Here is a 25806-nt window from a genome sequence, read left to right as displayed (position 1 = left end):
AAGCCTGCTTACGCGGACTTTATCACCGGACTTTTAAAACCGGCTGGGAGAGCTGTCCGAACAGCTCGTGCTGGCAGCAGGGGACCGACAAAATCACTTGGGCGTCCCATTCGATCGCCTTCAGCAGCGCGGCATCGGTGGCGGTGTCGCAGGCGTGCAAAGTGACGACCATATCGACGCTGCTTCCTCCCTCGTACCGGGCGATATCCCCGACGGCAAACGCAAGCTTGTCCCAACCGAGCTTCGCGGCGAGGCGCGAGCAGGTTTCAATGACCTCTTCTTTCAGATCCAGGCCGAATACGCGCACGTCAAGCCCTTGTTGGACGGCAAGCAAGTGGTACATCGCAAACGTCAAATACGATTTTCCGCAGCCGAAATCGACGATGCGAACTTCCCGATCCTTCGGCAAATGTTCCGATACGTCCGCCACCATTTCAAGGAAGCGGTTGATTTGCCGGAACTTGTCGTATTTCGCTTTGACGACGCGGCCGTCGGACGTCATGACTCCGAGCTCTTCCAAAAAGGGCACGGGAGTCCCTTCCGGAAGCAAGTACGACTTCGTCCGGTTATGTTCCGGCGGGCGGCTCGCTTTCGCGGTCGGGGCTTTGCGCAGCAGCGCCGGCTTTCCTTTTTTGCTGACCAATATTTGCACGTCCGCCTCGGACGTCTTCACGAGCGCCTGGCGAAACTGTTCCGCGATCAGGCGTTCCATCTCTTCCGCCGCCGCCTCCGGCAGCAGGTTGTCGTGATGCGCCTGATTGGCGATTTGCCGCTCGAATTGATAGCGCAGGCCGTCTTTCAGCCGGACGGGGCGGACGGTCACTTTCCGCGGCCCCGCTTCATCCTTGCGTCTTGGCTGGCTGAACGTCGCCTGAAGCAGCAGCCGGTCCAAGGCCGCCGAGCGCAGGAACGCGCTTAATTCCGCGCGCGGCTCCGTTTTATCGTTTAACGTGTTTTCATTCATGACGCCGTCTCTCCCGCAAGCAGATTCCATTGTTCCCGGCCGTCGTCCAGCTCCGCCCTCGGCAGTCCGCCCGCCGCGAGCGTCTCGTCCGCAAGCTCCGACAGCCGGTCGTAAAACGCGTTTCCTTCCTCGGAAGTGACGGCTTTCAGCTCGAATAGCTCGTAGAGCGCATTTTCGGCGTCCGCGTACTTCCCCGAGAGCTCCAGCCAGCTCCATGCCGCCCGCTTCGTCGTGGAAGCCGCTTCGTACGGGGCGAGCTTCGCCAATAGCGTTTCCGCCCGTTCCTCGAGCTTGAGCCCGTCGATCGGGCCGTTCGTTGCGAGCACGTGCACGATCAGCCTGAACGATTTTTCATAACGGGGCAAGCTGTCGTTCGCCCGTCCCGATTCGCGCAGCAAATCGCCTTCCTCGTGCAAAAAGGCCGCCAATGTTCCGATCATCTCCGGATTCGGAACGCCGCCGACGGACAGCATTCCGATCAGATCGGAATCGGACAGCCCGAGGGCGAGCCGGGCCCGCATCCGCAGCTCCTTGCCCAAAAACTCGTCGATCTCCTCCAGCGCCTGTTCCGGTTTTTGCTGTTCTTTCAACCCCATAATCCGGGCCAGCATGACGGACGTCTGGTTGATGAGCCGCATCAGGTAATCCCGGTCATACATCGCTTGCAGCCCCCTCCGCCAGCCGGACAAAGTCTGCGACCGCGCGGGCGAACGCTTCCGGATTTTCCATCATGCTCATGTGGCCCGTCGCTTTCAGCTCCGTGCGGACCACGTTCGGCTTTGCGAGCGGGAATCTTTTTTCAGGGGGGACGACGGTGTCTTCTTCGCCGGCCAGCAGCAGCACGGGCACGCCGATCCGCTCCAGCGTGCGCAGCCGGTCGGGGCGCTCGCGCATGCCGAGGGCGCCTCCGATGACGCCTTCGGGCGACGTTCCGTAGCCGATCGTTTTGGCGCGTTCGACCGCCTCCGGCATCGACGTCCGATGCCCGGGCGCGAACAGCTTCGGCGCGAGCTCGTCGACGAACGGGCGCACGCCTTCTTTCGCCACGCGATCGGCGACTTTGAGGCGGCCGGCCTTCCCGGCTTCGTCGTCCGGAAACGTCGTCGAATGGACGAGGCCGAGGCCGATCAAGCGCTCCGGATAGGTTTCCGCAAATGCGAGGGCCGCGTACCCGCCCATGGAATGACCGAGCAAGACGACGCGCGGAATGCGCAGCTCGTCCAGCAGCCCGGCCACGTCCTCGGCGAGCAGTTCCATCGCATAGGGCCCTTCGGAGGCGTCCGATTCGCCATGGCCTCTCGCATCCGGGGCGATCACCCGCATTTCCGTTTTCAAAAGAGCGGCCGCATCGTCCCAATATCGGCTGCTGCCGCAAAAACCGTGAAGCAGGACGACAGGGGTGCCCTGTCCTTCATCGGCGTAGGCGACGTTAAGTCCGTTTTTAAGCTGCTGTCTTTTCATAGGTTTGTTCCACGCTCCTCGTCCGTTAGTTGATGCGAAAAGCCGGCCGGCAACTCTCGGGGCGTAGCTCCCGATGCGCTTGGGCGCCGCATGCCGGCGGGGTCGGTCGAACCCGTGGCGTAGCTCCCGATGCGCTTGGGCGCCGCATGCCGGCGGGGTCGGTCGAACCCGTGGCGCATGGCGTCCATCCGGGCCTTCCCGACGTTTTAATCCCAATGACGGGCCGCCGCCGCCGAAATTTCCTTCGCCATTCCGATGACCCTGTACAGCGAAGTCGTTTGCAGCGTCCAATAAGGCTTCGGTCCCGTCTCGTTCACGATCGCCGCGATGCTGTAGGCGCCGACCGGGGGCAGCGGCTTGCCGATCGAACGCGCCGGCTGCAGCGGCCCGTCCGCGAGCAGGAAACGCCCGACATGAAGCGGCTTGCCGAGGCAGGCGTCGATCGCCACGATCGTCAGGTCCGGCGGTACGGCGGCGAGCATTCCTTCGAACCGGTCGGCGTCGCAAGGATCGGCCAACGTTCCGATCACGCGGGGAAACCCTTTTTCCATGAGCATGGAGCCGGTCAGCGGCCCCAGGCTGTCTCCCGTGGAGCGGTCGGTGCCGATGCAAATAAAAACGACGCTTTCCTTTGGATGCCGCGCGGCCAGTCGGGCGAAGAAGGAATCCAATCCGGCCGCGCCCGCGATTTCGGTTGAATGCTTGACGGAATCGGACATGCGAGTTTCGAAGCTCCTTGAACTTGTCGATCTGTGCTTTCTCAGTCTCAAGGTTATCACGATCCGTCGGCTAATGCCACTTCGGCTGCCTGCGGCGGATTTGACCTCCCGGAGACGGCATGGGCGGCCTTGCCGGGGCGGGGCGGCGTGAACGTTCCCGCGAGCCGGAAAGGCTTCTCGCGAACGCGGTTTTCGCGGCCGGGACGGGGCGGCGCGTCTTTTGCCTGAGCCGCGGCGCCCTTTGCGAACCCGCTCCCTAGACCTGGACGGGCGAGCGGCGTCGTTCCCCCGAGCCGTGAAGTCCCCTCGCGAACTCACTTCCTAGACCTGGACGGGGCGAGCGGCGTCGTTCCCCGAGCCGTGAAGTCCCCTCGCGAACTCGCTTCCTAGACCTGAACGGGGCGAGCGGCGTCGTTCCCCCGAGCCGCGGCGCCTTTTGCCAACTCCGCTTCCGCGGTGAACCGTCGCCCTTATTCCTTTCTGGCTCCGTTTCTGCGTTGATGGTACAATGAAAATAATCGGCTATCGGCTGGAACGACCGTAGAGAGGAAGAGGATTGGATGGATTTGTCTCAACCCACCAAGGAAAATATCGAATACATGATTGAAGCGATCAAGACGAAGCTGCGCATGGCTTCCGGAGCGGCGATGCAGGCGAGTCACTTTCAGGTCGATCGCTATGAGGACATCAAAGACATCTACGATATGGTCGAGTCCAAAGACCGCTTCAGCATTAGCGAGGTCGAGGCGTTGGTGTCCGAGCTCGGCAAATTGCGGGGCTAGGCGGAAAGCTCGCGGCGGGCGCTGAATGCGGCCGGGTGGGCCCGGTCGGTACCATGAGGTTTGTGCGGCCATGTAGCGCACCCCGTGCGCTACTTGAGGCGCCGGCGACTCGGTTTGCGGTCATGTGGCGCACCCCATGCGCTACATGAGGCACCGGTGGCTCGGTTTGCGGCCATGCAGCGCACCCCGTGCGCTACTTGAGGCGCCGGCGGCTCGGTTTGTGGCCATGTAGCGCACCCCGTGCGCTACATAGGGCATCGGCGGCGCGGTTTGCGGTCATGTAGCGCACCCCATGCGCTACTTGAGGCGCCGGCGGCTCGGTTTGCGGCCATGTAGCGCACTCAGTGCACTACATAGGGCGTCGGGGCGCAGTCGGCTCGGTTTGCGGCCATGTAGCGCACCCCATGCGCTACTTGAGGTGCCGGCAGCGAGGTTTGCGGCCATGTGGTGCACGCCATGCGCTACATGAGGCGCCGGCGGCTCGGTTTGCGGCCATGTAGCGCACCCCATGCGCTACTTGAGGCGCCGGCAGCGAGGTTTGCGGCCATGTGGTGCACCCCGTGCGCTACTTGAGGCGCCGGCGGCTCGGTTTGCGGCCATGTAGCGCACCCCGTGCGCTACATGAGGCGCCGGCGGCTCGGTTTGCGGCCATGTAGCGCACCCCGTGCGCTACATAGGGCGCCGGCGGCTCGGTTTGCGGCCATGTAGCGCACCCCATGCGCTACATGGGGCGCCGGCGGCTCGGTTTGCGGCCATGTGGTGCACCCCATGCGCTACTTGAGGCGCCGGCGTCGCGGTTTGCGGCCATGCAGCGCACCCCATGCGCTACATGAGGCGCCGGCGGCTCGGTTTGCGGCCATGTAGCGCACCCCGTGCGCTACATAGGGCGCCGGCGGCTCGGTTTGCGGCCATGTGGTGCACCCCGTGCGCGGTTTCCTAGACCTTGTGGCCTCGCGCGTGATTCGTTCACTCCCCAGATTCATATGGAAATGCTATGCCACAAATGTCGTAAAATAGATATCGATGCCTTCCCATCCGATCGGCTGGGCTGGACTGCGCCTTGCATGCAGCTCCTCCGGCGGCGCAAGCCAAAATAAACGGGGAGGACGCAGACCCCTTCTGCGCCTTCCCCGTTTCATTTTAACAACACTCGCTTGCATTGCCCCCTCGCCGGTTACAGCTCGAACCCGACGGTCCGAAGGAACCTCGCGAAGGCTTCCAGACCGGGAGCGTCGTCCTTGTACACGCCCGCGTCGCGCAGCACGTCGCGGAACTTGTGTCCGACCGCCGATCGCAGCAGCGTTTCGGCCGCTTCCGGCGCAAGCGACGTGCCGTGTTCCCGGACGAGCTCCGCGATCCAGCCGGCGTGCCCCGCGAGCGGATGGCCGGAATCGGCAACGACCGCCTGATCGTAGGACGCGGCTCCGGTCAGAATGTCCGCGATCGCCGACAACTCCTGCTTCAGCCGGCCCGGAAGGACGGCCAAGCCCATCACTTCGATGAGGCCGATGTTTTCTTTTTTGATGTGGTGGAGCTCCCGATGCGGATGGAAAATGCCGTCGGGATGCTCTTCGCTCGCGCGATTGTTGCGAAGCACCAGGTCCAGCTCGTAGGCTCCGTCTTTCAGGCGGGCGATCGGGGTGATCGTGTTGTGCGGCGTCTCCCCCGTAAACGCGTAGATGTCCGCCTGCGGATCGCTGTACTCGCGCCAGGCTTGAAGCACGCGGTCCGCGACGCGCAGCAGCGGTTCGCGTTCGTCCGAGCGAAGCCGCAGGACCGACATCGGCCACTTCACGATGCCCCCGGCGACGCCCGTTTCGACGGAATGCCCGACCCAGTCGCGGACGGAGGCTTTTTCCATCGGGAACGTATGGCGTCCGGCCTGGAAGTGATCGTGGTTCAGAATCGAACCGCCCACGATCGGCAGGTCCGCGTTCGAACCGATAAAGTAGTGCGGCATCCGCTCGATAAAATCAAGCAGCCGCCGGAACGTCTCCGGCGTAATCCGCATCGGAACGTGCTCGCCGTTGAACACGATGCTGTGCTCATTGTAGTACACGTACGGCGAATACTGGAAAAACCAGGGCTGCCCTTGCAGCTCAAGCGGCAGCACCCGCAAATTTTGCCGCGCCGGGTGGTCGGGACGGCCCGCGTAGCCGACGTTTTCCCGGCAGAGCAGACATTTCGGATAATGGGCTGGGGGCAGCGTCTTCAGCAGCGCGATTTCCTTCGGATCCTTTTCCGGCTTGGACAGATTGACCGTGATTTCCAATTCGCCGTATTCCGTCGCTTGGAGCCAGTAGCCGTTTTTGCGAATGCGGTCCATCCGGATGTAGTTCGAGTCGATGTTCAGCTTGTAAAACCAATCGGTGGCGGCCTGAATGCCCTGCTCCTTCGCAAGCGCGCGAAAGAGGCGAACCGTTTCCGACGGTCTCGGCATAAGCAGCCCCATGATCCGGGCGTCGAACAGGTCGCGATAGGTCGTCGTATCGTCGGGAATAAGCCCGCTTGCGGCAGCCGCATCGAGCAGCGGCTCCAGGATCGCAACGGGATCATCCGGAAGCTCAGCTTCGGAGTCGAAAGCCTCCCCGGCGGCGCCGGCCGGCTCGGAAAGGCCGAACAGATCGAGCAGCGCGTTGCGCGCGGCCTCGACGTCAAGCGGCTCCAGCAGGCGATTGTGCAAAGCGAACGCGACGAGGCGTTCGATTAACGGTCCGACGGACTCGGGCACGGCGGACGTCGTCGTCCCAGCATTCATTTTCGCAAGCCTCCCCTATTCCTTTCCGTAACCGTTCGGATGAAGCCGATGCCATTCCCAGGCGCTGGAAACGATTTGCTCCAATTTCTCCCGCTTCGGCTGCCATCCCAGTTCCGTGCGGGCGCGCGCGGACGACGCGATCAGAACGGCGGGATCGCCGGCCCGGCGGGCCTGAATTTGCACCGGGATCGGGTGGCCGGTCACCTGCCGCACCGTTTCCACCACCTGCTTCACCGAAAAGCCGGTTCCAACCCCCAGGTTAAAGACGCCGCTTTCGCCCCCCCGGCGAAGCCGGTCCAGCGCCAGAACGTGCGCGTCCGCCAAATCGCCGACGTGAATATAGTCGCGGATGCACGTGCCGTCTTCGGTCGGATAATCGTCGCCGAACACGGAAATCGCTTCGCGCTGGCCCAGCGCCACTTGCAAAATGAGCGGAATGAGATGGGACTCCGGATTGTGGTCCTCCCCGATTTTGCCGCTGTCGTGCGCGCCGGCCGCGTTGAAGTAGCGAAGCGAAACCGATTTGACGCCGTGCGCCGTATCGAACCAGCGGATCATTTTCTCCATCGCCAGCTTCGTTTCGCCGTACGCGTTCGTCGGCAGCGTCCGGTCGTACTCGTCGATCGGCACCCGCTCCGGTTCGCCGTAAGCGGCGGCCGTCGAGGAAAAGACGATGCGCTTCACGTCCGCGTTTTTCATCGCTTCGAGCAGGCAGAGCGTGCCGTACACGTTGTTGTGATAATATTTCCCGGGATTCTGCATGCTTTCGCCGACCAGCGAGTTGGCCGCGAAATGAATGACGCCGTCGATTTCGTTTTCCTTGAAAACGCCGTCCAGAAACGCTTCGTCTCGAATATCGCCCACGTACAGCTTGCCGCCGAGAACCGCTTCCCGGTGTCCCTGATACAAATTGTCGACGACGACGACTTCCTCGCCCTTTTCCAGCAGCGCCGCAACGGCGTGCGATCCGATATAGCCGGCCCCGCCGGTTACCAATACCGCCATTTTAAGCTTCCCCTTTCCATTCGCGGACTCCGTCGCCGATATCGCACACGTAAAAGTCCGGCTTCAATCCGGTTGCCGCCTCGTATTTGGCGCCTACCTCTTCAATGAACCGGTTGACCGAAGAATCGCGCACGAGCGAAATCGTGCACCCGCCGAATCCGGCGCCCGTCATGCGGGAACCGAGCACGCCCGGCACTTCGCGCGCGGCATCGACCATCGCGTCGAGTTCGGCTCCCGTGACTTCGTACAGATCGCGCAGCGAATCGTGCGAAGCGTTCATCAGCGTCCCGAAGGCGGCCAGGTCGCCCCGCGTCAGCACCTCGATCGACCGCTTCACGCGGTCGATTTCTTCCGCGACGTGCCGCGCTCTCCGGCGGACGGTCTCGTCTTCGATGCGGGATTCGTTCGCCCGGTATTCTTCGAGCGTCAGCTGTCCGAGCAGTTGCAGCTCCGGGAAAACGGAGCGAAGGTCCTTGACCGCCTGCTCGCACTGGGAGCGGCGCTCGTTGTATTTGGAATCGACGAGGCCGCGGCGTTTGTTCGTGTTGCCGATAATCAGCTTGCAGTCGCCCGAGCGGAACGGGACAAGCTCGTAGTCGAGCGTGTCGCAGTTCAGATGGATCGCGTGCTCCTTTTTCCCGTTGGCGACGGCGAACTGGTCCATAATGCCGCATTTGACGCCGACGAATTCGTTTTCCGCATGCTGCGACCAGACGGCGATTTCGACGGTGTCGGCCTTGCGTCCTTCCATGATCAGAAGCGCGTAGGCGGTTACGACCTCGATCGACGCGGAGGAGGACAATCCGGCGCCGTTCGGAATTTCCCCGTGAAAAAGCAGATCGTAGCCCGTCGACAGCCCGATGCCGCGAAACGCCAATTCCCATACGATCCCTTTCGGGTAGTTCATCCAATCGTCTTCTTCTTTGAAAACGATCCCGTCGACCGGTATCGCATGCGAAAGCGGAAAGTTGGTCGAAGCCAGACCCAGCTGCCGGTCGCCGCGCTTGCGAATGAGCAGCGTCGTCCCGAACGTGAGCGCGGCCGGGAACACCGCGCCGCCGTTGTAATCCGTATGCTCCCCGATCAGATTGACGCGACCCGGGGCGTGAAAAACGCGAATCTCGTCTTCGCTCCCGCCGAAGCGCTGCGTAAACTCCCGTTTCAGTTCCGAAATTTGCGGCATATGCCTTTCCTCTCTCCTTGTTTGAAACAGATTGGTTACTATCAGTATATAGAATCCTCTGCCCGCGCAAAATGGCGGGATGTGCGCTTCATATGGAGAAATGTGACTTCGGTCTCCCGAAATCGCGCCTTGGCATGGTAAAATAAATGCGCAGACAAGGAGGCCGCGACATGCCGAAATCGCCGACATACCATGTGGCATCGAATCCCGTGCTCTTAGATCCCGGTTACGAGCCGGAGCTTGCCGTCCTGTTCGCGGGCGAAAGCCAAACCCGTCCGAGCCATCGGGTCGGACCGAAAATCGTCGATTACTATTTGTTCCATGATGTCATCTCGGGGCGCGGGACATTTGTTACCGAAGATAAGAGCGCGGAGCTGCGGGGCGGACACAGCTTTCTCATTCGGCCCGGGCAGCTGGTCAGTTACGTATCCGACGAGCAGGAACCTTGGCATTATCGCTGGGTCGCGTTTTCGGGAAAAAACGCGGCGAATCTCGTCGCGGAAGCCGGGCTCGGCCCGGATGTTCCGATCGTCGATTCGCGCGGCGACAAAAAAGCGGGGGAACGCTGCAAAAAAATATACGAGGCTTTCCGTTCCAGGAGGTCTTCCGCTTCGCTTGAAGCGGCCGGTCATCTGCACCTCATGCTTGCCGGGCTGCAGGCGGCCTCCGAGGGCTTGCGGCCGGCGCGGCTGAGGCCCGATTCCCATGCCGAGGAGCTGGTGCGCCAGATCGCGGGATATTTGTCCACCCAATACGCGGAGCCGGTGACGATCGAAGCGATGGCCGAGGCGCTCGGGTACAACCGGGCGTATCTTTCCCGAATCTTCCGCCGGAGCACGGGGCTGACGCCGATCGCGTTTCTTACGCGAACGAGAGTGGATCACGGCCGCAGGCTGCTCCGGGAGCGGCCGGAGCTGACGATCGAGCAAATCGCCTCTTCCGTCGGATTCGCCGATGCGCTTTATTTCTCCAAGCAGTTCCGGCGGCAATACGGGCAGTCGCCGAGCGATTACCGGACGCAGGTCCGGTGACCGGTCTCGCGCGCCGAATGTGTCCGAATTCTCCGCCTTCATGACGCCGAAAACCGCTCGAAATGCCGAATGTGCCCGAATTTTCCGCCTTTATGGCGCCCGACCGTGCCCATGACGCGAAACACCGCGCGCCGGAAAGGTGCGCGCGGTGCTGGCGGTACCGGACGAACGATGCCCTATGCGTGCGGCCGAATCGATGGACGACCCCGGCAGAGCGTCTAAAAAACGACGTCCCGCGTTCCGGCAACCGCTCCGGCATCGTTCTCGAACGAACGGGGGAACCGCTCGCGGAGCGTCTCCATCGTCGCTTCCGAAACGCCGCCCAGCCGTTCGAGCAGGGAAATGACGATCGGCCCCCAAGACGCTTCCGAGCCGTCGGACAGGTGGATCGCCACGCCGATCCGCTCCTTGCGCAGCCCGAAGGCGAACAAACCCTGGGCGCCGCTTTTGGCGACGACGTTCGGATCGGCGAGCAGCAGGCTGGCCAGTCGGCCGCTTCCCTCCACGAGCTCCGGACAGCGGTTCATCGCCGCCGTCACCTTTGCGACGGCTTCGGCGGCCTCCCGGTCCGGCGCCGCGTCCGGGCAGGCGAGGCGCCCGTACCCGAGCGCCACCCGCCACAGCGGCACGGCGACGACGGGCAGGCCGCAGCCGTCCTTGCCTGTCGCCGTCTCCGCTTCGCCGGCGCCCAGCCAATCGCGCACGCGGCGAAGGATCCGCCGCTGCGCGGGATGCTCCGGCCGCTCGTAGCCGGCAAGCGGCCAGCCCTGCAGCTTGCACCAGGCCAGCATGCCGAGATGCTTGCCGGCGCACGTGTGAAACGCTTTGCGCGGAGCGCCGCCGCCGCGCGCCCATTCGTCGCGGGACCGGACGTTGATCGGCGCTCCCGCCCCGAATACGTAGGCCTCCTCGGGCACGCCCGACTTGGCCAGCATGTCATCCAGCGCCGCCATCTGCGCCGGATGGCCCCGGTGCGAGGCGGCCAGCATCGCCAAATGCCGGTCCTCCCAGCCGAAAGCTTCCGCGACGCCGCCCAGCAGCGGTTCGATCGCCTGCATCGGCTTGCCCGTCGAACGGATAAAAGCTCTCGCCTTCGTGTCCCCGAACGCCTCCAGCTCTTCGCCGCTGTCCGTCCGGACGACGCTGATTCGGCCCCGGTGCCTGTTTTCGGGCCGGCCGCCTCTCGTCGTTACGACAAGGGGGACGTCGGCGGGAAATTCGTCTTCATGATCGTGCCCGCACCATTCGCACATCGCCGTTCTCCTCCTGATCTTAGGCTAATCCCGCATGCCGCGGCCGACCGGTTCTTCCTCCCGCCGCCGTTCGCGGCCGGAGTCGCTCTCCTCTTCTCCGCGTTCCAGATTGAACGTATCCGCCACCAAATAAAGCGGCCGCCGCTTCGCTTCTTCGTACGTTCGGCCGATATACTCGCCCAGCACGCCCAAGAGCGAAAGCGTAATGCCGTGAAACAGCAGGCTGATGACGATCGTCGACGTCCAGCCCTGAATCGTCGTATCCGTAAAAATGCGCTGGCAAAGCACGACGATCAGATAAACGAACCCTGCCGCGGACATGACGAAGCCGAGAATGCCGGCGAATTTCAGCGGCTTCGTCGAGAACGACGTAATCGCGTCCAGCGACAGGCGGATCATTTTCCTCAGCGGATATTTCGTCTCGCCGGCGAACCGCTCCTCGCGCACGTATTCCAGCGCCGTCTGGCGAAACCCGGCCCAGCTCACCATTCCGCGAATGAACCGGCTGCGCTCCCGCATGCTGCCGATCGCGTCGCACACTTTCCGGTCCATCAGGCGGAAGTCTCCCGTGTCGAGCGGAATGCTGACCGAAGTCATCGCGTGCAGCGTCCGGTAAAACAGCGACGCGGTCGTTTTTTTGAACCATGACTCGCCTTTGCGGACGGTTCTTTTTCCATAGACGACGTCATAGCCCTGCCGCCAAAGGGCGACCATGTCCGGAATCAGCTCCGGCGGGTCCTGCAAATCGGCGTCGATCAGGACGACGACCCGGCCCGAAGCATAGTCCATGCCGGCCGTAACCGCGATCTGGTGTCCGAAATTGCGAGAGAAATCGACCAGCTTCACGCGGTCGTCGCTTTTCCCCAAGTCGCGCACGATGTTCGCCGTACGGTCCCGGCTCCCGTCGTTGACGAACACCAGCTCGTACGTTTCGCCCAAATTTTCCAACGCCTGCGTCATCCGCCGATACGTCGTTTCAATGACTTCTTCCTCGTTGTACATCGGCACGACGACCGATAGAAAAACGGCACGGCCCATAATTACACCCCTAACCCTAAAATCCCCAGCTCGGCAGCCAGCGAAGCGCGATGTTCATCCATTCCCTGCTGATCGTCATGCCGGTGAACACCGGGTAAAACCAGACGAACAAAACGGCGGCTCCTCCGACCGTCAGCGCCGTCGCTTTCCGCCCGAACGCGAAATTGTCCTCCAGCCACCGGAGCATCCAGACGATGGACAAGATGAGCAGCGGCACCATCGGGAAATAATGATACAGGAACGTGATGCTTCGCGGAGCGACCATCCACGGCACGTAAAAAGACAAATACATGACCGCGATCGTCAGCACGACCTTGTCCCGCCGCGCCAAGCCGATCGCCCACGAGGCCAGCATGGCGAGCAGTCCGATCCACCAGATCAGCGGATTGCCGATCGCGGCGATGCTTTGGGCCTGTCCGGCCGGCAGATCCTTGCCTCCGTAATACCAGACGGGCCGCAGCATTTCCGGCCATGTGTACCACTTCGACGAGTAAGGATGCTCCTCCTTGACCCCTTCGTGGTAGTGGTACATGTTTTTCTGGAATTGCCACAGATCCTTCGCGTTTACCGCGTCGTCCGCCTTCGTCGCCTTCACGAACGGGATGTAAGAGACCGCGTAAACGCCGACCGGAACGACGACGAAAAACAGCACCGCCGCGAGCAGGACGGCCATAAGCCGCTTGAAGTAGCCCCGCTCCCGTTGCAGACGGTGTTCCCGCCAGCGCCGGTAAAGCGCGAATGCGAACAAAATGGCAAGCCCGGCTCCCCCGTACAGATAGTTCCATTTGACCGACGCGGCGCAGCCGAAGAAGAAGCCGGACAAGGCCAGCCAGCCGACCGAAGGCGCGATGCGTCCGCCCCGCCAGGCCGATTGGCCGAACCGGTACATGGCATAATACATGGCGATGGTGAACGTGACGCCGAAAATATCGACGTTGGCCATCCGCGAGTGGACGAGGCGAAATCCTTCCAGCACAAGCAGCAGCGTAGCCAAAAAAGCGTAACGCGTCCGTCCGAACATGCCCTTGGCGACGGCATAAAACAACGGCACCATGGCGGTTCCGCAAATCGCGGCCATAAACCGCCAGCCGTACGGGGTCATGCCGAACCATTCGACCCCCCACGAAAGAAGCCATTTTCCGAGCGGAGGGTGCGTATTTTCATAGGGTTCCATTTGCTCGATAAATTCATAAGCCGTCCGCCCGTGATAAATTTCGTCGAAGTACATGCCGTTGCGGTAGTCGGGACGGTAAGGCACCTCGGACTGCTCGTCGAACACGAGATCGCCGCTGCCCTCGGCATCCGGGTTTGCGCTTTCGAGCGGCGTGATTCCGGCGATCGCGAGAGGGGTTTCGTTCTCTTTCGCGAAAAAGCCGGCTTCGTACAGCCGGAACCCCGTCCTCACCGTCGTAAATCGCATGTAGCGGGCTTCGACCGATTTGTCCTCGTGCTTCCACGTGAACACGCGGTTCGTTTTATGCTCGACGGTTAAGTACGGTTCCCAGTTCGTCCCGTCGGCCGAGGATTCGATTTTGCTCTCCCCGGTCGCTCCGGGTCCTTCGTACAAATTGATGCGGTCTACCTTCCGAACGTCTCCGAAATCGACGATAAAGCCTTCGCCGGCCGAGCCGGGCTTCCAAAACGTTTGGGCCGCCGAGCGGTTGCCGAGATCGATTAATGAAGTCAAAGCGGCAAAAAGAGTTAAAATGGCAATTAAAAGAAAATCGAGCCGCTTCCACCGGCGATCGTTCCGTTCCCGGGAAGCGCCGTAGCCGCCCCAGCCAAACGGCGACGAATCGCCAAGCATTCTCCCATCCATGTCTGCTCTCGCCTCTCTCCATAGTCTGTCCTTTATTGTAGACGAAAGCCGGGACGAGAGAAAGCCCGACAACGGATTGGAGCATACTTTAATCTACGCGAATCCGATGGAGGGGACCCAATTGACGCTGCATTACGGCTCGCTGTATTGGCCGGCGACCCGGCCGAATACTCCGGCTTATCCGGCATTGGAAGGTTCCGCGGCATGCAAGGCGCTTATCGTCGGCGGCGGCATGACCGGCATTTTGTGCGGGCATCTGCTCGCGAGAAACGGGATCGACGCCATCGTCATCGACCGGGGAAAAATCGCATCCGGCAGCTCTTCGGCCAATACCGGGCTGCTCCAATACGCCAACGACACGCCGCTGACGGAGCTTTCGAGGCAAATCGGGGAGAGGGAGGCGGTCGCTTTTTACCGGGAATGCAAACAGGCGGTGGAGCGGCTGTGCCTTACGGCGGAAGCCCTCCCCGGGATGTCGGGTTCAAACGGAGATCGAGCCTGTATTTCGCCAGCGTCGAAGCCGACGTTCAAAAGCTCCGGGACGAATACGAGCTGCTCGACCGCCACGATTTCGGAGTCGAATGGTGGGACGGAAACCGCATCGAACGCGAATTCCCGTTCCGCAAACCCGCCGCGATCGTCACGCACGGCGACGGGGAAATCAACCCGTACTTTTTCGTCACCGCCTTGGCCGAAGACGCCGCCGCCCATGGGCTGGTCATTCACGAGCATACGCCGATGCTGTCCGTTGCCGGGGAGAAAGGAAAGTTCGTCGTCGAAACGGGCTCGGGCACGATCGAGACGGAGCATCTGATCTACGCGGTCGGGTATACTCCCGAAGAAGCCGGCAACGAGTGGGTCAAAGCGAAGCTGACCCGATCCTACGTCATCGCGACCGAGCCGCTGCCTTCCCTCGCCGGCTGGCACGGGCGCTATCTGCTGTGGGAGACGGCGCGGCCTTATTTGTACATTCGAACGACGCCGGACAATCGGATTATCGCCGGCGGACTGGACGAGCCGATTCGCAGGCCGGTTATGACGAAAAGCGAGCTCGGGCAGCGATCCCGGCGCTTGCTGGCCGAGCTGAAACGGCTGTTTCCCGGTTGGGAGAAGGAGCTCGCGGTCGCCTACGAGTGGTGCGGCACGTTCGGGGAATCCGAGGACGGCCTGCCCTGGCTGGGCGAGGATCCGCTGCGCCCGGGCCGCTACTGCGCGCTCGGATACGGCGGAAACGGCACCGTATACAGCGCCATCGCTTCGCGGATCATCCTCGATTCCGTGCTCGGAAGGAAGGGCGGTTCCGCCGCCGCCCGCGCCGTGCGGTTGGATCGATAAAAAGGACGAAGCGAGCCGATTGCCCGCTTCGTCCCGCCTTATTGCTTGCGCCGCGAGTTGTCCCGGCGCAGGCTTTTAATGCGCCGACGGCGTAACCTCGTCCTTCAGCGCCTTCAGCCGCTTCATCACGTCGTTTTCCCCGCGGCCGAAATAGTCGTGCAGCTTGCGGTATTCCCGATACAGCCGCTCGTACACCGCGACGTTCTCCGGAATCGGCTTGAACGTCTCTTCCCGTACCCGCGCCATCGCTTTCGCCGCGTCCACGATGCTGTCGTAGCCGCCCTTCGCGCTGCCGGCCGCCACCGCGCCGAACATCGCCGCCCCGACCGCCGGCGTCTGCTTCGAGTCCGCGATCTTGATCTCGCGGTTCGTCACGTCCGCGTAAATTTGCATCAGGAGGCGGTTTTTCTGCGGCAGGCCGCCGCACGCGTACACCTCGCGCACCGGCACGCCGCTCCCGTGGAACGCGTCGATGATCGCCCGCGTTCCGTATGCCGTCGCCTCCAGCAGCGCGCGGTAAACCTCCTCCGGCTTCGTCAGCAGCGTATAGCCGACCATGACGCCCGTCAGGTTTGTGTCGACCAGCACCGACCGGTTGCCGTTCCACCAGTCGAGCGCCACAAGGCCCGATTGGCCCGGCTTGTAAGCGGCCGCCCGTTCCGTCAGCCATTGATGCACGCCGACGCCTTCCTTGTCCGCCGCTTCCTTCACGTACGCCGGCACCGCTTCCTCGACGAACCATTCGAAAATATCGCCCACCGCGGACTGTCCGGCTTCGTAGCCCATATACCCCGGGATGATGCCGTCCTCGACGACGCCGCACATGCCTTCCACTTCGACTTCCTTCGTGCCGAGCAGCATATGGCAGATCGACGTCCCCATCGCCATCACCAGCTTGCCTTCGTCCGTGACGCCGACCCCCGGCACGGCGGCATGCGCGTCGACGTTGCCGACGGCGACCGCCGTTCCCGCCCTGAGTCCCGTCAGCTCCGCCATCGCCGGCGTAATTTCGCCCGCCTTCGTGCCGAGCGGCACGATTTCCCCGCGCAGCTTCGTTTCCGTCAACAGCTCGAGCCGCGGGTCGAGCGCCTTGAAAAACTCGCGGCTCGGGTAGCCGTCCCGCTTATGCCAGATCGACTTGTATCCGGCGGTGCAGCTGTTGCGAACGAACTTCCCGGTCAGCTGCGAGATTACCCAGTCGGTCGCTTCCGCGAACCGGTCGGCCGCTTCGTAAACGGCGGGCGCCTCGTTCAAAATCTGCCAAACTTTCGCAATCATCCACTCGGACGAAATTTTGCCGCCGTACCGGGGCAGAAACTTTTCCCCGCGCTCCGCCGCGATCGCGTTCAGCCGGTCCGCCTCGTCCTGCGCCGCATGGTGCTTCCACAGCTTGACCCAGCCGTGGGGATTGTCTTGCCACTCGGGCTTCAGACACAGCGGCACGCCCGCCTCGTCGATCGGCAGCATCGTGCACGCCGTAAAATCGATGCCGAGGCCGATCACGTCGTCCGCCGCGACGCCGGATTGCCGCAGCACGGCCGGAACCGATTGCCGCAGCACTTCCATATAATCGTCCGGATGCTGCAGCGCCCAGTCGTGCCCGAGCGCCTTGCCCGTTCCCGGCAGCTTTTCGTCGATGACGCCGTGCGGATACGGCGTCACATGGTCGGCCACCTCATGGCCGTTGCTCAAATCCACCAGCACCGCGCGTCCCGACTGCGTCCCGTAATCGACGCCTATCGCGTATTTTTTGCTCATCGTCCGTCCTCCTTGCCCGGCTGCCCGTAATAAGCGGACGCCCCGTGCTTGCGCAAATAGTGCTTGTCGAGCAGCTCCTGCTGCATCGAGGGAATGCCGCCGTTCAACTGCCGGGTATGGTAGGCCATCTTGGCCACTTCCTCCAGCACGACGGCGTTGCGCAGCGCGTCCATCGGATGTTTGCCCCACGCGAACGGCGCGTGGCTGTACACGAGCACGCCGGGAACCGCTTTCGGATCGAGGCCCCGGAACGTCTCGACGATGACGTTGCCCGTCTCGCGCTCGTACTCGCCCTTGATTTCTTCCGCCGTCATCGGCCGGGTGCAGGGAATCGTCCCGTGAAAATAATCGCCGTGCGTCGTCCCGAGCGCCGGAATGCCCTGGCCCGCCTGCGACCAGATCGTCGCCCAGGACGAATGGGTGTGCACGATGCCTCCGATCCCCGGAAACTCTCGATACAGCACCAGGTGCGTCGGCGTATCCGAGGACGGGCGGAGATTGCCCTCCACGACGTTGCCGTCCGGATCGACGACGACCATTTGCTCCGGCGTCAGATCCTCGTAAGCCACCCCGCTCGGCTTGATGACCATCAGGCCGCTGTCGCGGTCGAAGCCGCTGACATTGCCCCATGTAAACGTGACAAGCCCGTACCCCGGCAGCGCCTTGTTCGCTTTGCAAACGCTTTCTTTCAACGGTTCCAGCAAGCGGTTTCACCCTTTCCGGCCGACGGAGCCTTTGCCGGAGCCTTTCTCCGGCCATCTCCGTCCGACTGTTAAAGTTGTACGATAAGTGCTCCTATGGTTGATGCCTTCATTATACACTTGTACGTACATGTGTGTCGAGAGGGAAAGCCAAAACGGCTTCGGTCACGTTTCGGCCGGAACGGCGGCCGTCGACTGCCGGACGACGAGACGGGGCGGAAAAACGTTCGCCGCTCCCCCGGGCGGCGATTCGCCTTCGAGCATCGAGATGAGCATGCCTGCCGCCGTCTTCCCCATTTCCGCCTTCGGGTGCGCCACCGTCGTCAGCTTGATTTCCGTCGCCGTCGCCAAAAACGAATCGTCGAATCCGACGATCGACAAATCTTCGGGGACGCGCAAGCCGGCTTCCCGCACCGCGTCGAGCAGCGCCACGGCCAGCTGATCGTTGTAGCAAACGATGGCCGTCGGCCGGTTCGGCATCGCCAGCAGCTCGCGCAGCGCCGCTTGCGGCCGCTCCTCCTTCCGCTCGGTCTCGTAACGGACGAGCATGCCGGGCTCGACCGCCAGCCTGCGCTCGCGGTGCGCCTGCAAAAAGCCCTTCAGCCGGCGGCTTCCCTGCAGATCGTCCGTTTTGAAAAATCCCGCCACCCGGCGATGCCCGAGCTCCAGCAAATGCTCGGTCGCAAGCCTTCCTCCCGCTTCGTCGTCGAGCTTGACGCAAGGGAAATCGAGGTCGGGATAGCTTTCGTTGATCATCAGCAAAGGAATGCCGTGATATTCGAGCGCCATGTAGGCGTCGAAATTCGGATTGCCCTCCGCGCTTCGCGTCGGCTCGACGATCAGCCCGCACACCCCTTGCCCGAGCATCATTTCCAGGCTTTCCCGCTCGCGGTCCTTCCGGTTGTCCGTGCTGGACAGCAGCAGCCGGTAGCCCCGATCCTTCAAGGCGCTTTCCACCCCTCGGACGATCGACGGAAAGATATAATCCGAAATGTAAGTCGTAATCAGGCCGACCGTCCGGTTCGCGCCCGCGTTTCTCCGTTCTCCGGACAGCCGGGCGACGAACGTTCCTTTCCCTTGCTCGCGGGACAGCCAGCCTTCCTGCACAAGCTCCCCGATCGATTGGCGAACCGTTTGGCGGCTGAGCCCGAACTGCTCGGACAGCTCGTTCTCCGAAGGCAGCTTGTCTCCGGGACGGTAGCGCCCGCCGGCAATCCAGGAAACGATCTCTTCTTTGAGCCGCATATATTTCGGAGACTGCGAATTCAAACCGATTCACCTCGAAAAGCTTTTTCTTCCATTATAGCATAACTTGAAACTTGTACGTACAGGATTGCGCTCGCACGCACCGAATTCTCTCCCGGGGCGTCCGGACGGCGCCCTGCAGCGTCAGCCGGCCCGGGGCCATTGCAAGAAAGGAACGATAACAACCGCCGGGCGAGGCCCCGGCGGTCGATGCTTGGTCGATTAACGTTCCGGCCTTTGGCGCCCCGCCGGTTGAGACTTCGGCGGTCGATCGGTTGCCGCCTATTTCCGCACGATTTCCTTCACGGCCTGATCGAGCTTGTCGAACAGCTGATCCTTGTCGATCCGGCCTCCCTGGTATTCCTGCATCGCGGCTCCCCAGCCCTGGATGACGCCGTCCGGATAGCGCCCCCAATGCCAGCCGCCCGCTTCCTTGGCCTGCTGCGATACCGCCGCGCCGAGCTGGCCGATGTCGGCCTCCGTCGCCGGAATCGTGACGAGCGCGGGGATGAACTTGAAATCCCGAACCAAATATGTTTTGCCGGTTTCGGAGGAGACGAGCCAGTTCAGGAACGCTTTCGCTTCTTCCGGATGCTCGGACTTGCCGTTGACGATCCAGAAATTCGCCGGACCGGTGTAAATGCGCTCCTTGCCGCCGTCGTCGATCGGAATCGGCATCATGCCTAGGTTCAGTTGCGCCACCTTGTCGATGTCGCCTTGAATCCAGTTGCCCTGCTGAATCATCGCCGCCTTGCCGGACGCGAAATTGGCGACCTGCGTCGCGTAATCCGTCGTCAGCTTGTCCTTCTGGCTGTACTTGAACACGAGATCGACGTAGCGGATCCATTTTTCGAACACTTCGTTTCCTTTGAACGAAACCGAGCCGGCCGGACAAGCTGCGCGAGACGCTCGTAAACATGAACGAGGGACTGCAGCTCGTGCTAGGGAGCCGGTTCGACTTCGGCATCGGGCAAACGGCCGTTTTGCCGGAAGGAGCCGGGGCTTCCTACTGTTCCGCTCGCGCGGCGCTTCGGCAGCGAAACCTGTCTCGAGTTGCCGGGAGCCGGACCGGCGAGCGAACCGGGCGTTCCCGGGACGATGCCGGCCGAGGAGGAAGCCGCGGCTCCGTTTCCCGCCCCGTTCGACGCCGCCGGCTGCCTGTCCTTGCCGGCATGGGAGCGCCAGCTCGGCGATTGGCTGCTTTCTCTTTCTTCGACTTGCGGCGTCGAGCGGCCGAAAGAGAAAAACGCGATGCGCGAAATCGCCAAATACATCGAGTCGAATTATAACCGGGAGTTGACGCTGCAGGAGATCGCCGGCCATTTTTACATGAGCCGGGAATACATTTCGCGGAAATTCAAACAGGAGTTCGGGGAGAATCTGTCCGATTTTCTCGGGCGGGTCCGGATCGGCAAAGCGAAGCGGCTGCTGCTCAATCCCCGCTTGCGGATTGCCGAGGTCGCGAACATGGTCGGCTATGCCGACGAGAAATATTTCAGCAAAGTGTTCAAAAAGCTGGAAGGAATCTCGCCCGGCCAATACCGCAAAGGTTGACGGCGGGCGGGCGCGGTTCCCGCCCCGCCCGCGTCCGCCCGCCCGTCCGCGCGCGCCTGCCGGCCTTGGCCGCGCGGCTTCAGCCGAACCGGCCGATCCAATCGGACAGCGGCTGCTCGGCAAGCGAAGCGATTTTCAGATCGGCTTCGGAAAAGTCCATTCCTTCCGTCAGCGGGTTCGGCACGGCGATGCCGTACATGCCGGCGGCCTTCGCCGCCCTCAGCCCGTTGACGGAATCTTCGATCGCGACCGCTTCGTTTCCGCGGACGCCTAGCGATGCGAGCGCAAGCTTGTACAGCGCCGGGTCGGGCTTGACTTTTTCCACCTCGTCCGCCGTATGGATCGCATCGAAATAAGCGAGCAGCCCGTGCTCCCTCAGATGCGGTTCGACCGAGCGGCGGTAAGAGCTCGTCGCAAGACCGATGCGCAAATCCCGCCGCTTCGCTTCTTCCAGCGTCGCGATGACGCCCGGCCGAAGCTCGACTTCTTTGGACTTGGCGGCGAACCGTTCGTTGAACAGACGTTCAACGGCCGGGCGGTCGATCGGTCGGCCGCAAAGCCGCTCCAAATCCTCGTAAGGGTCGTAGGCGCCCCACGTGCCGATTCCCAGCGCCCAGCGTTCGAGCTCCAGCTTCTGGCCGTGGTCCGAGAAGATGTCGCAAAACGCGTCGTACGCCACCGACTCGGTATCCAATATCGTTCCGTCAAAATCGAACACGACTGCCTTGATCAATCGCTTCTCTTCCTTTCTTCTCCAGCATGGCTTGCGGCGGCGATGGCGGCCGGTTCAAATATCGACCGCGTACGAAAGCGCGAGCTCGTCTCCGGATTTTCCGCGAATGCCCCAATTGCCTCTGGGCATCTCGATGAGGACGATTTCCAGATCGTTCTCGGTAAGCCCGCACGCTCCCGCTCCTTCGTACAGCAGCCGGATCAGGTTTTTTTTCGCTTCCTCCGAACGACCTTCGAACATCATAATCTCTACAATCGTGTAATGCTCGGAACGGTCGGCGGGAAAAATGAAATCCGCCTTGTCCAACCCGATGAAGCGTTGAAATCTTTTTTGTTCGGGAATTCCCCACGCTTCCGTCAGACACATATGGATAATGTCCGACAGCGTTTCCCTTACCGCTCCAAGCCGTTCGCGAATACCGTATACTTTTACCTGAGCCATTGGCTGCTCACCTCTCTCTGTCTCCTTCTGAAACTCCGTATCCGCCTCTATCGTATCATGATTTCCCCGGCAAACAAAAGAAGCCGCCCCGAAAATCGAACGCATGTTCCGTAGGAATTTAGTCGATTTATGGCGAAACATTATCTTTATAGGTAAAAAGGGTGACAACTTGGTCCTTTCGACTGGTGCGTTCAAACCGAAAATCGCAAACCTTTTGAAAAAAAGGGGCGCAAAGCCCATGGGCCTAAGGATCCAGAATCTAAGGCAGCCGGGTTACCGAAATTGTCGATCATCAGAAAGGAAAACTCATGACTACGATGGAAAATCTCATTACGCAGCAAGATTTTTATCACCTTTTTCAGCCGGTGCTGCATCTTGCCGACCGGTCCGTGCTCGGTTATGAGGCGCTCATCCGTTGCGACGCCGTTCGCTCGCCGGACCTGCTTTTCAAAGCGGCCGCGGAGCAAAACAAGCTGTTCGAGCTGGATACGCTGTCCGTATACAGCGCTATCGCCGCTTTCTTTGCCGACAAGAAGCGGAAGGAGTCCGGCGAGTACCTGTTTCTTAACGTCTTTCCGTCCTCGCTCGCGGACGAGACGTTCCCGCATTTTATCGAAAAGGCTTTGCGGGATTATCTGGTTCTGGCAGACCGGATCGTATTCGAAATCAACGAGACGGTGACGGAAGCGGAGAGCTGGGATGACGCGAACTTTATCGGCAACTTGCGTTGGCTCCGCGAATCCGGATTTCTTGTCGCATTCGACGATGTGGGGGAAGGAGCGACGACGCTCAGGAAAATTATCGAAATCGCCCCCGACATGATCAAGCTGGACCGGTTTTTCGGCAGGGATCTGCAGGTCGACGCGGAAAAACGCAAAATGTTGAAGTTGTTTGCGGAATATTGCAAGGACAACACGCTGCTTATCTTGGAGGGGATTGAAGAAACGGAAGACCTGATGCAGGCGCAGCAGTTGGGCGTCGCGTTGGGACAGGGATTTCTGTTGTCCAAGCCGAAGCGGCTGGCGGACCTCTACTCAACGGGCGTCCCTTAAATCTTCGGAAAAGGGAGTCGTAGATATTGGAAGACCGAAAGAACTATTCGAGAAAAGCGATGCTGTCATTAAAAATTTCCGAGTTTGAAATGCCGCCCATGCAGGATTTGCTTATTATCGGCAGGCGCGCCCCGATCGGTCCGGAAGCCGTGCGCAGAATGGCCGAGGCGCTTAGCCCCGACCAGTTCTCCGTGGTCCGGACCGACCATCCGAAGATCGAGGCTGTCCTCATCCGCACCTCCCTTCTGCAAATGCTGGACGAGAGCGTACTGATGGACGTCATCGTTCAGGAAGCCGAGGGCTCATCAACGAAACGATGGTGCTTCGCTCGGAGCTGAAGGTGGAGGTATCCGTGCAACGGGAGGTCGACATCCGATGAAGGTCGGCGAAGTGATGACTCGCACGATTCATAGCGTGTCGTCCGGTCGAAGCGTGCTCCATGCCTCCGAACTGATGGAGAGGTTTCGCATCGGCTCCCTCCTCGTCGTCGATGCGGGAACGGTCACGGGCATCCTGACGTCGCGCGACGTGCGAACGACGCATCCGAACCGGATCGTTGCCGACGCGATGACTGCCGATCCGATCGGAACCGTCGAGGACGCCTTCGTTTGGGACGCTCTGAACTTGATGGCGGAGAACGGCATTGAGCGGCTGCTCGTCCGTTCGAAGGACGGATCCCCGTCCGGGATCGTCACCCGGGAGACGCTTGCTTCCCGGATTGCGGAGCTGACCGATCCGATGACCGGACTGTTCAGATCCGATTATCTCGAGGCGATTGCGTTGGATCTGATCGCGCGCGGCCAGCCGTTTCATTTTTTGTTCATCGATTTGAACGATTTCGGCGTCGTCAACAAGCGGTTCGGGCATCCGGTCGGGGATGACCTTATTTGCGGCTTCGCGGGGAAACTGAAATCCGTCTTCGGCGAAGAAGATTGTCTATGCCGGTATGCGGGAGACGAATTCGCGGTGCTTAGCAAACGTCCTCCTTCCTTCATTCGAGATGCCGTCGGGACGCTGGCGGACGGCTTCTCCGTCGGTCCGGCGCACGTATCGGCTTCGGTCGGATGGCTGGACGCCGGCGCGGAACCGGATCTCGGCAAGCTGACGTTTCGGGAACTCGTCCTGCGGGCCAGCCTGATGTCCACCGAGCGGAAGACGGGCAAAGTCTGATTTTCATTCGTCCGCTGCCGTCGCTTTTGTGCGCCGCTGTTTTGCAAAGCGCCCGCTCGCCTCTCTGTCGGCTTCTCTACTGGCTTCTCTGTCGGCTTCTCTGCTGGCTTCTCTGTCGGCTTCTCTGTTGTCCTTCCTTTGCTGACCGTCCGTTCCGATACTTCCCGCCCCGCGCTGCTTCCCCCCGCCTTTCAAGCCGGTTGCAATCGGCCGCGAACTTGTCTATGATGCAAGCATGACTTTTGCCCGAAAAGGAGAACGTTATGCTTGCCAAGCTTCTGGAAGTGCTCATTTGCCTGGCGCTCGGTTTTTTCACGGGAATCGGATTGAGCCCTGACGGCATGGATTTGCAGGAAAGCGGAACCCCTATTTTGCTGGGCTGCATCATGTGGCTGCTCATTTTTTCGCATGTAAAAAGCAGGAAATAAACGGGAGCGCCCCTTGCTCTTTCATCTAGTACAGAAGGGAAGATCGCGTATGCGTACGCTCGTCGGCTTGTCCGGCTTTACGCCGGAGCAGGAGGAACGAATCCGAAGCGCCGTCCCGGGCTGGAACGTCGTTTTCGGCAAAGCGAAAGAGCTCGATCCCGGAATCTTTCGGGAAGCGGAAGTGATTTGCGGCTGGGCGAAAGAGGCGGAAGCGGACCTGCTTCGGCCGGATGCCAAGCTGCGCTGGGTGCAGGCGGGATCGGCCGGGGTCGATTATTTGCCGTTGAAGGCGCTTGAGCAAAAAGGCGCCGTCGTGACGGACGCCAGCGGCGTTCATCCCGTCCCGATGGCGGAAACGGCGTTCGCGATGATGCTGGCGTTCGGGCGCAAGCTGCATCTGGCCGTTCGGAAGCAGGCCGAGCGGAAATGGGAGCCGCTGGGCGCTTACGGCGAGCTGCGCGGCAAAACGCTCGGCATCGTCGGCGCGGGCGCGATCGGCGAAGAGACGGCGCGAATCGCGCAGGCGTTCGGCATGCGCGTGCTCGGGCTCCGGCGCTCGGGCCGGCCGGCCCCTTATTTCGATCGCATGTCCGGACCGGAAGGGCTGGATGACCTGCTCGCCGAAAGCGATTATGTCGTCAACATCCTCCCGCATACGGAGCGGACCGTCCGCCTGTTCGACGCCGGGCGTTTCGCCCGCATGAAGCCGACCGCCTGTTTCATCAACGTCGGCCGGGGGTCGGCCGTCGACACCGCCGCCTTGACGGAGGCGCTCGCCGAGGGCCGGATCGCCGGCGCCGGCCTGGACGTGTTCGAAAAGGAACCGCTGCCTGACGACCATCCGCTGTGGAGCATGGACAACGTCATCATAACTCCGCACATGGGCGGTTTGTCGGAACGGTACAAGGACCGGCTGGCGGAGCTGTTCGCCGACAACTTGCTGGCCTATGCGGCTTCGGGGCGTCCCGCCCGCAACATCGTCGACTACGGGCTGATGTACTAAGCGAGCTTCCGCTTGGTTTGGCTGAACCGCGATTGCCGGATCGGCGGTTCGGCATATGCGCCGCAAGCATGCGTATCGCGGGATGAGAGGAGTCATCACGACTCAACTGGATCGGCAGCGGTGGCGCGAAAGCGGCGAGATGAGTCATTTTTACTCAATTGCGTCCGGCTTTATGCGCATGGCAGGTTGAGATGAGTCATCACGACTCAACTGGATCGGCAGTGTGCATGCGAAAGCGGCAAGATGAGTCATTTTTACTCAATTGCGTCCGGCTTTATGCGCATGGCAGGTTGAGATGAGTCATCACGACTCAACTGGATCGGCAGCGGTGGCGCGAAAGCGGCGAGATGAGTCAATTTTACTCAATTGCGTC

Annotated in this window: 25 protein-coding genes, 1 pseudogene and 1 riboswitch; of the genes and pseudogenes, 10 read left to right on the top strand and 16 right to left on the bottom strand. The window is 61.6% G+C overall.

What is annotated here, in order from left to right:
- Positions 1-22 precede the first annotated feature (22 nt).
- The 4 genes from JW799_RS15420 to yyaC form a co-directional block, all read right to left on the bottom strand.
- A complete protein-coding gene (locus JW799_RS15420; RefSeq protein WP_205430574.1) occupies positions 23-964 on the bottom strand; it encodes a methyltransferase in 942 nt (313 codons plus the stop codon).
- On the bottom strand, positions 961-1623 hold the full coding sequence (locus tag JW799_RS15415) for a DUF6483 family protein (RefSeq protein WP_205430573.1): 663 nt from the start codon (positions 1621-1623) through the stop codon (positions 961-963). Before JW799_RS15415 ends, JW799_RS15420 begins: the two co-directional genes overlap by 4 nt.
- On the bottom strand, positions 1616-2425 hold the full coding sequence (locus JW799_RS15410; RefSeq protein ID WP_205430572.1) for an alpha/beta fold hydrolase: 810 nt from the start codon (positions 2423-2425) through the stop codon (positions 1616-1618). The genes JW799_RS15415 and JW799_RS15410 overlap by 8 nt, the downstream gene beginning before the upstream one ends.
- Positions 2426-2631: 206 nt before the next feature.
- On the bottom strand, positions 2632-3144 hold the full coding sequence (gene yyaC / locus JW799_RS15405; protein ID WP_205430571.1) for a spore protease YyaC: 513 nt from the start codon (positions 3142-3144) through the stop codon (positions 2632-2634).
- A 560-nt stretch (positions 3145-3704) separates the two neighbouring features.
- On the opposite strand from yyaC, the gene JW799_RS15400 reads away from it, so the two are divergent.
- Positions 3705-3926 (top strand): DUF1128 domain-containing protein, encoded by a 222-nt coding sequence (locus JW799_RS15400; protein ID WP_080834556.1) that lies wholly within the window; start codon positions 3705-3707, stop codon positions 3924-3926.
- Between the two features lie 1174 nt (positions 3927-5100).
- On the opposite strand, the gene JW799_RS15395 is transcribed toward JW799_RS15400, so the two are convergent.
- Genes JW799_RS15395 through JW799_RS15385 form a run of 3 tightly spaced genes read right to left on the bottom strand, consistent with a single transcriptional unit; the run spans position 5101 to position 8872 of the window.
- A complete protein-coding gene (locus JW799_RS15395; RefSeq protein WP_205430570.1) occupies positions 5101-6684 on the bottom strand; it encodes a UDP-glucose--hexose-1-phosphate uridylyltransferase in 1584 nt (527 codons plus the stop codon).
- A 15-nt stretch (positions 6685-6699) separates the two neighbouring features.
- Entirely contained in the window at positions 6700-7689 is a 990-nt protein-coding gene (gene galE / locus JW799_RS15390; protein WP_205430569.1) for a UDP-glucose 4-epimerase GalE, read from the bottom strand.
- 1 nt (position 7690) lies between these two features.
- Positions 7691-8872, bottom strand: a complete 1182-nt coding sequence (locus JW799_RS15385) for a galactokinase (RefSeq protein WP_205430568.1) — start codon at positions 8870-8872, stop codon at positions 7691-7693.
- 170 nt (positions 8873-9042) lie between these two features.
- Between JW799_RS15385 and JW799_RS15380 the strand changes: the two genes are divergently transcribed.
- A complete protein-coding gene (locus JW799_RS15380) occupies positions 9043-9903 on the top strand; it encodes an AraC family transcriptional regulator (protein ID WP_205430566.1) in 861 nt (286 codons plus the stop codon).
- 218 nt (positions 9904-10121) lie between these two features.
- Here JW799_RS15380 and JW799_RS15375 read toward each other — a convergent pair whose 3' ends face one another.
- Genes JW799_RS15375 through JW799_RS15365 form a run of 3 tightly spaced genes read right to left on the bottom strand, consistent with a single transcriptional unit; the run spans position 10122 to position 14013 of the window.
- Positions 10122-11156, bottom strand: a complete 1035-nt coding sequence (locus JW799_RS15375) for an asparaginase (protein WP_205430565.1) — start codon at positions 11154-11156, stop codon at positions 10122-10124.
- Between the two features lie 24 nt (positions 11157-11180).
- On the bottom strand, positions 11181-12194 hold the full coding sequence (locus JW799_RS15370) for a glycosyltransferase family 2 protein (protein ID WP_205430564.1): 1014 nt from the start codon (positions 12192-12194) through the stop codon (positions 11181-11183).
- A 16-nt stretch (positions 12195-12210) separates the two neighbouring features.
- Positions 12211-14013 (bottom strand): phospholipid carrier-dependent glycosyltransferase, encoded by a 1803-nt coding sequence (locus JW799_RS15365; RefSeq protein ID WP_080834570.1) that lies wholly within the window; start codon positions 14011-14013, stop codon positions 12211-12213.
- Between JW799_RS15365 and JW799_RS30170 the strand changes: the two are divergent.
- Positions 14012-14401 (top strand): annotated as a pseudogene (locus JW799_RS30170) (FAD-dependent oxidoreductase); the annotation flags it as partial. The gene JW799_RS15365 and the pseudogene JW799_RS30170 overlap by 2 nt on opposite strands.
- Before the next feature lie 56 nt (positions 14402-14457).
- A complete protein-coding gene (locus tag JW799_RS15355) occupies positions 14458-15348 on the top strand; it encodes an FAD-dependent oxidoreductase (RefSeq protein ID WP_205430563.1) in 891 nt (296 codons plus the stop codon).
- Between the two features lie 75 nt (positions 15349-15423).
- Here the strand turns inward: JW799_RS15355 and JW799_RS15350 are convergent, their stop codons facing one another.
- From JW799_RS15350 to JW799_RS30165, 4 genes are all read right to left on the bottom strand, one after another.
- The gene (locus JW799_RS15350) at positions 15424-17106 is read right to left on the bottom strand and encodes a ribulokinase (protein ID WP_205430562.1); all 1683 of its coding nucleotides are present in this window, start codon (positions 17104-17106) and stop codon (positions 15424-15426) included.
- Positions 17103-17810, bottom strand: a complete 708-nt coding sequence (gene araD, locus JW799_RS15345) for an L-ribulose-5-phosphate 4-epimerase (protein ID WP_275901464.1) — start codon at positions 17808-17810, stop codon at positions 17103-17105. Before araD ends, JW799_RS15350 begins: the two co-directional genes overlap by 4 nt.
- 162 nt (positions 17811-17972) lie before the next feature.
- Positions 17973-19076: a GntR family transcriptional regulator gene (locus JW799_RS15340; RefSeq protein ID WP_275901463.1), complete on the bottom strand. Its 1104-nt coding sequence runs from the start codon at positions 19074-19076 to the stop codon at positions 17973-17975.
- A gap of 258 nt (positions 19077-19334) precedes the next feature.
- Positions 19335-19910, bottom strand: a complete 576-nt coding sequence (locus JW799_RS30165; protein WP_245809687.1) for an extracellular solute-binding protein — start codon at positions 19908-19910, stop codon at positions 19335-19337.
- A 240-nt stretch (positions 19911-20150) separates the two neighbouring features.
- Between JW799_RS30165 and JW799_RS15330 the strand changes: the two genes are divergently transcribed.
- Positions 20151-20606, top strand: coding sequence for a helix-turn-helix transcriptional regulator (locus JW799_RS15330; protein ID WP_205430561.1), 456 nt, complete (start codon positions 20151-20153; stop codon positions 20604-20606).
- A 79-nt stretch (positions 20607-20685) separates the two neighbouring features.
- Here the strand turns inward: JW799_RS15330 and JW799_RS15325 are convergent, their stop codons facing one another.
- Entirely contained in the window at positions 20686-21339 is a 654-nt protein-coding gene (locus JW799_RS15325) for an HAD family hydrolase (RefSeq protein WP_080834577.1), read from the bottom strand.
- A 54-nt stretch (positions 21340-21393) separates the two neighbouring features.
- The gene (locus JW799_RS15320) at positions 21394-21780 is read right to left on the bottom strand and encodes a tautomerase family protein (protein ID WP_080834579.1); all 387 of its coding nucleotides are present in this window, start codon (positions 21778-21780) and stop codon (positions 21394-21396) included.
- A 194-nt stretch (positions 21781-21974) separates the two neighbouring features.
- Positions 21975-22061: riboswitch (cyclic di-GMP riboswitch) on the top strand.
- A gap of 27 nt (positions 22062-22088) precedes the next feature.
- Here JW799_RS15320 and JW799_RS15315 point away from each other — a divergent pair.
- The 5 genes from JW799_RS15315 to JW799_RS15295 all read left to right on the top strand — a co-directional run bounded on the left by JW799_RS15315 (position 22089) and on the right by JW799_RS15295 (position 25433).
- Positions 22089-22832 (top strand): EAL domain-containing protein, encoded by a 744-nt coding sequence (locus JW799_RS15315; RefSeq protein ID WP_205430560.1) that lies wholly within the window; start codon positions 22089-22091, stop codon positions 22830-22832.
- 26 nt (positions 22833-22858) lie between these two features.
- Entirely contained in the window at positions 22859-23170 is a 312-nt protein-coding gene (locus JW799_RS15310) for a hypothetical protein (RefSeq protein ID WP_240353298.1), read from the top strand.
- 37 nt (positions 23171-23207) lie between these two features.
- Positions 23208-24002 carry a GGDEF domain-containing protein gene (locus JW799_RS15305; RefSeq protein ID WP_080834581.1) on the top strand — a complete coding sequence of 265 codons (795 nt, stop codon included), beginning with the start codon at positions 23208-23210 and terminating at the stop codon, positions 24000-24002.
- A 263-nt stretch (positions 24003-24265) separates the two neighbouring features.
- Positions 24266-24430 (top strand): hypothetical protein, encoded by a 165-nt coding sequence (locus JW799_RS15300; protein WP_205430559.1) that lies wholly within the window; start codon positions 24266-24268, stop codon positions 24428-24430.
- Positions 24431-24479: 49 nt separating this feature from the next.
- Positions 24480-25433, top strand: a complete 954-nt coding sequence (locus JW799_RS15295) for a D-2-hydroxyacid dehydrogenase (RefSeq protein WP_205430557.1) — start codon at positions 24480-24482, stop codon at positions 25431-25433.
- Positions 25434-25806 lie beyond the last annotated feature (373 nt).

Origin of the sequence: Cohnella algarum (assembly GCF_016937515.1) — a bacterium.
GTDB classification, from domain to species: domain Bacteria; phylum Bacillota; class Bacilli; order Paenibacillales; family Paenibacillaceae; genus Cohnella; species Cohnella algarum.
The sequence above is the reverse complement of the archived record's forward strand: the minus strand, read 5'-3'. Positions and strand labels throughout refer to the sequence as shown.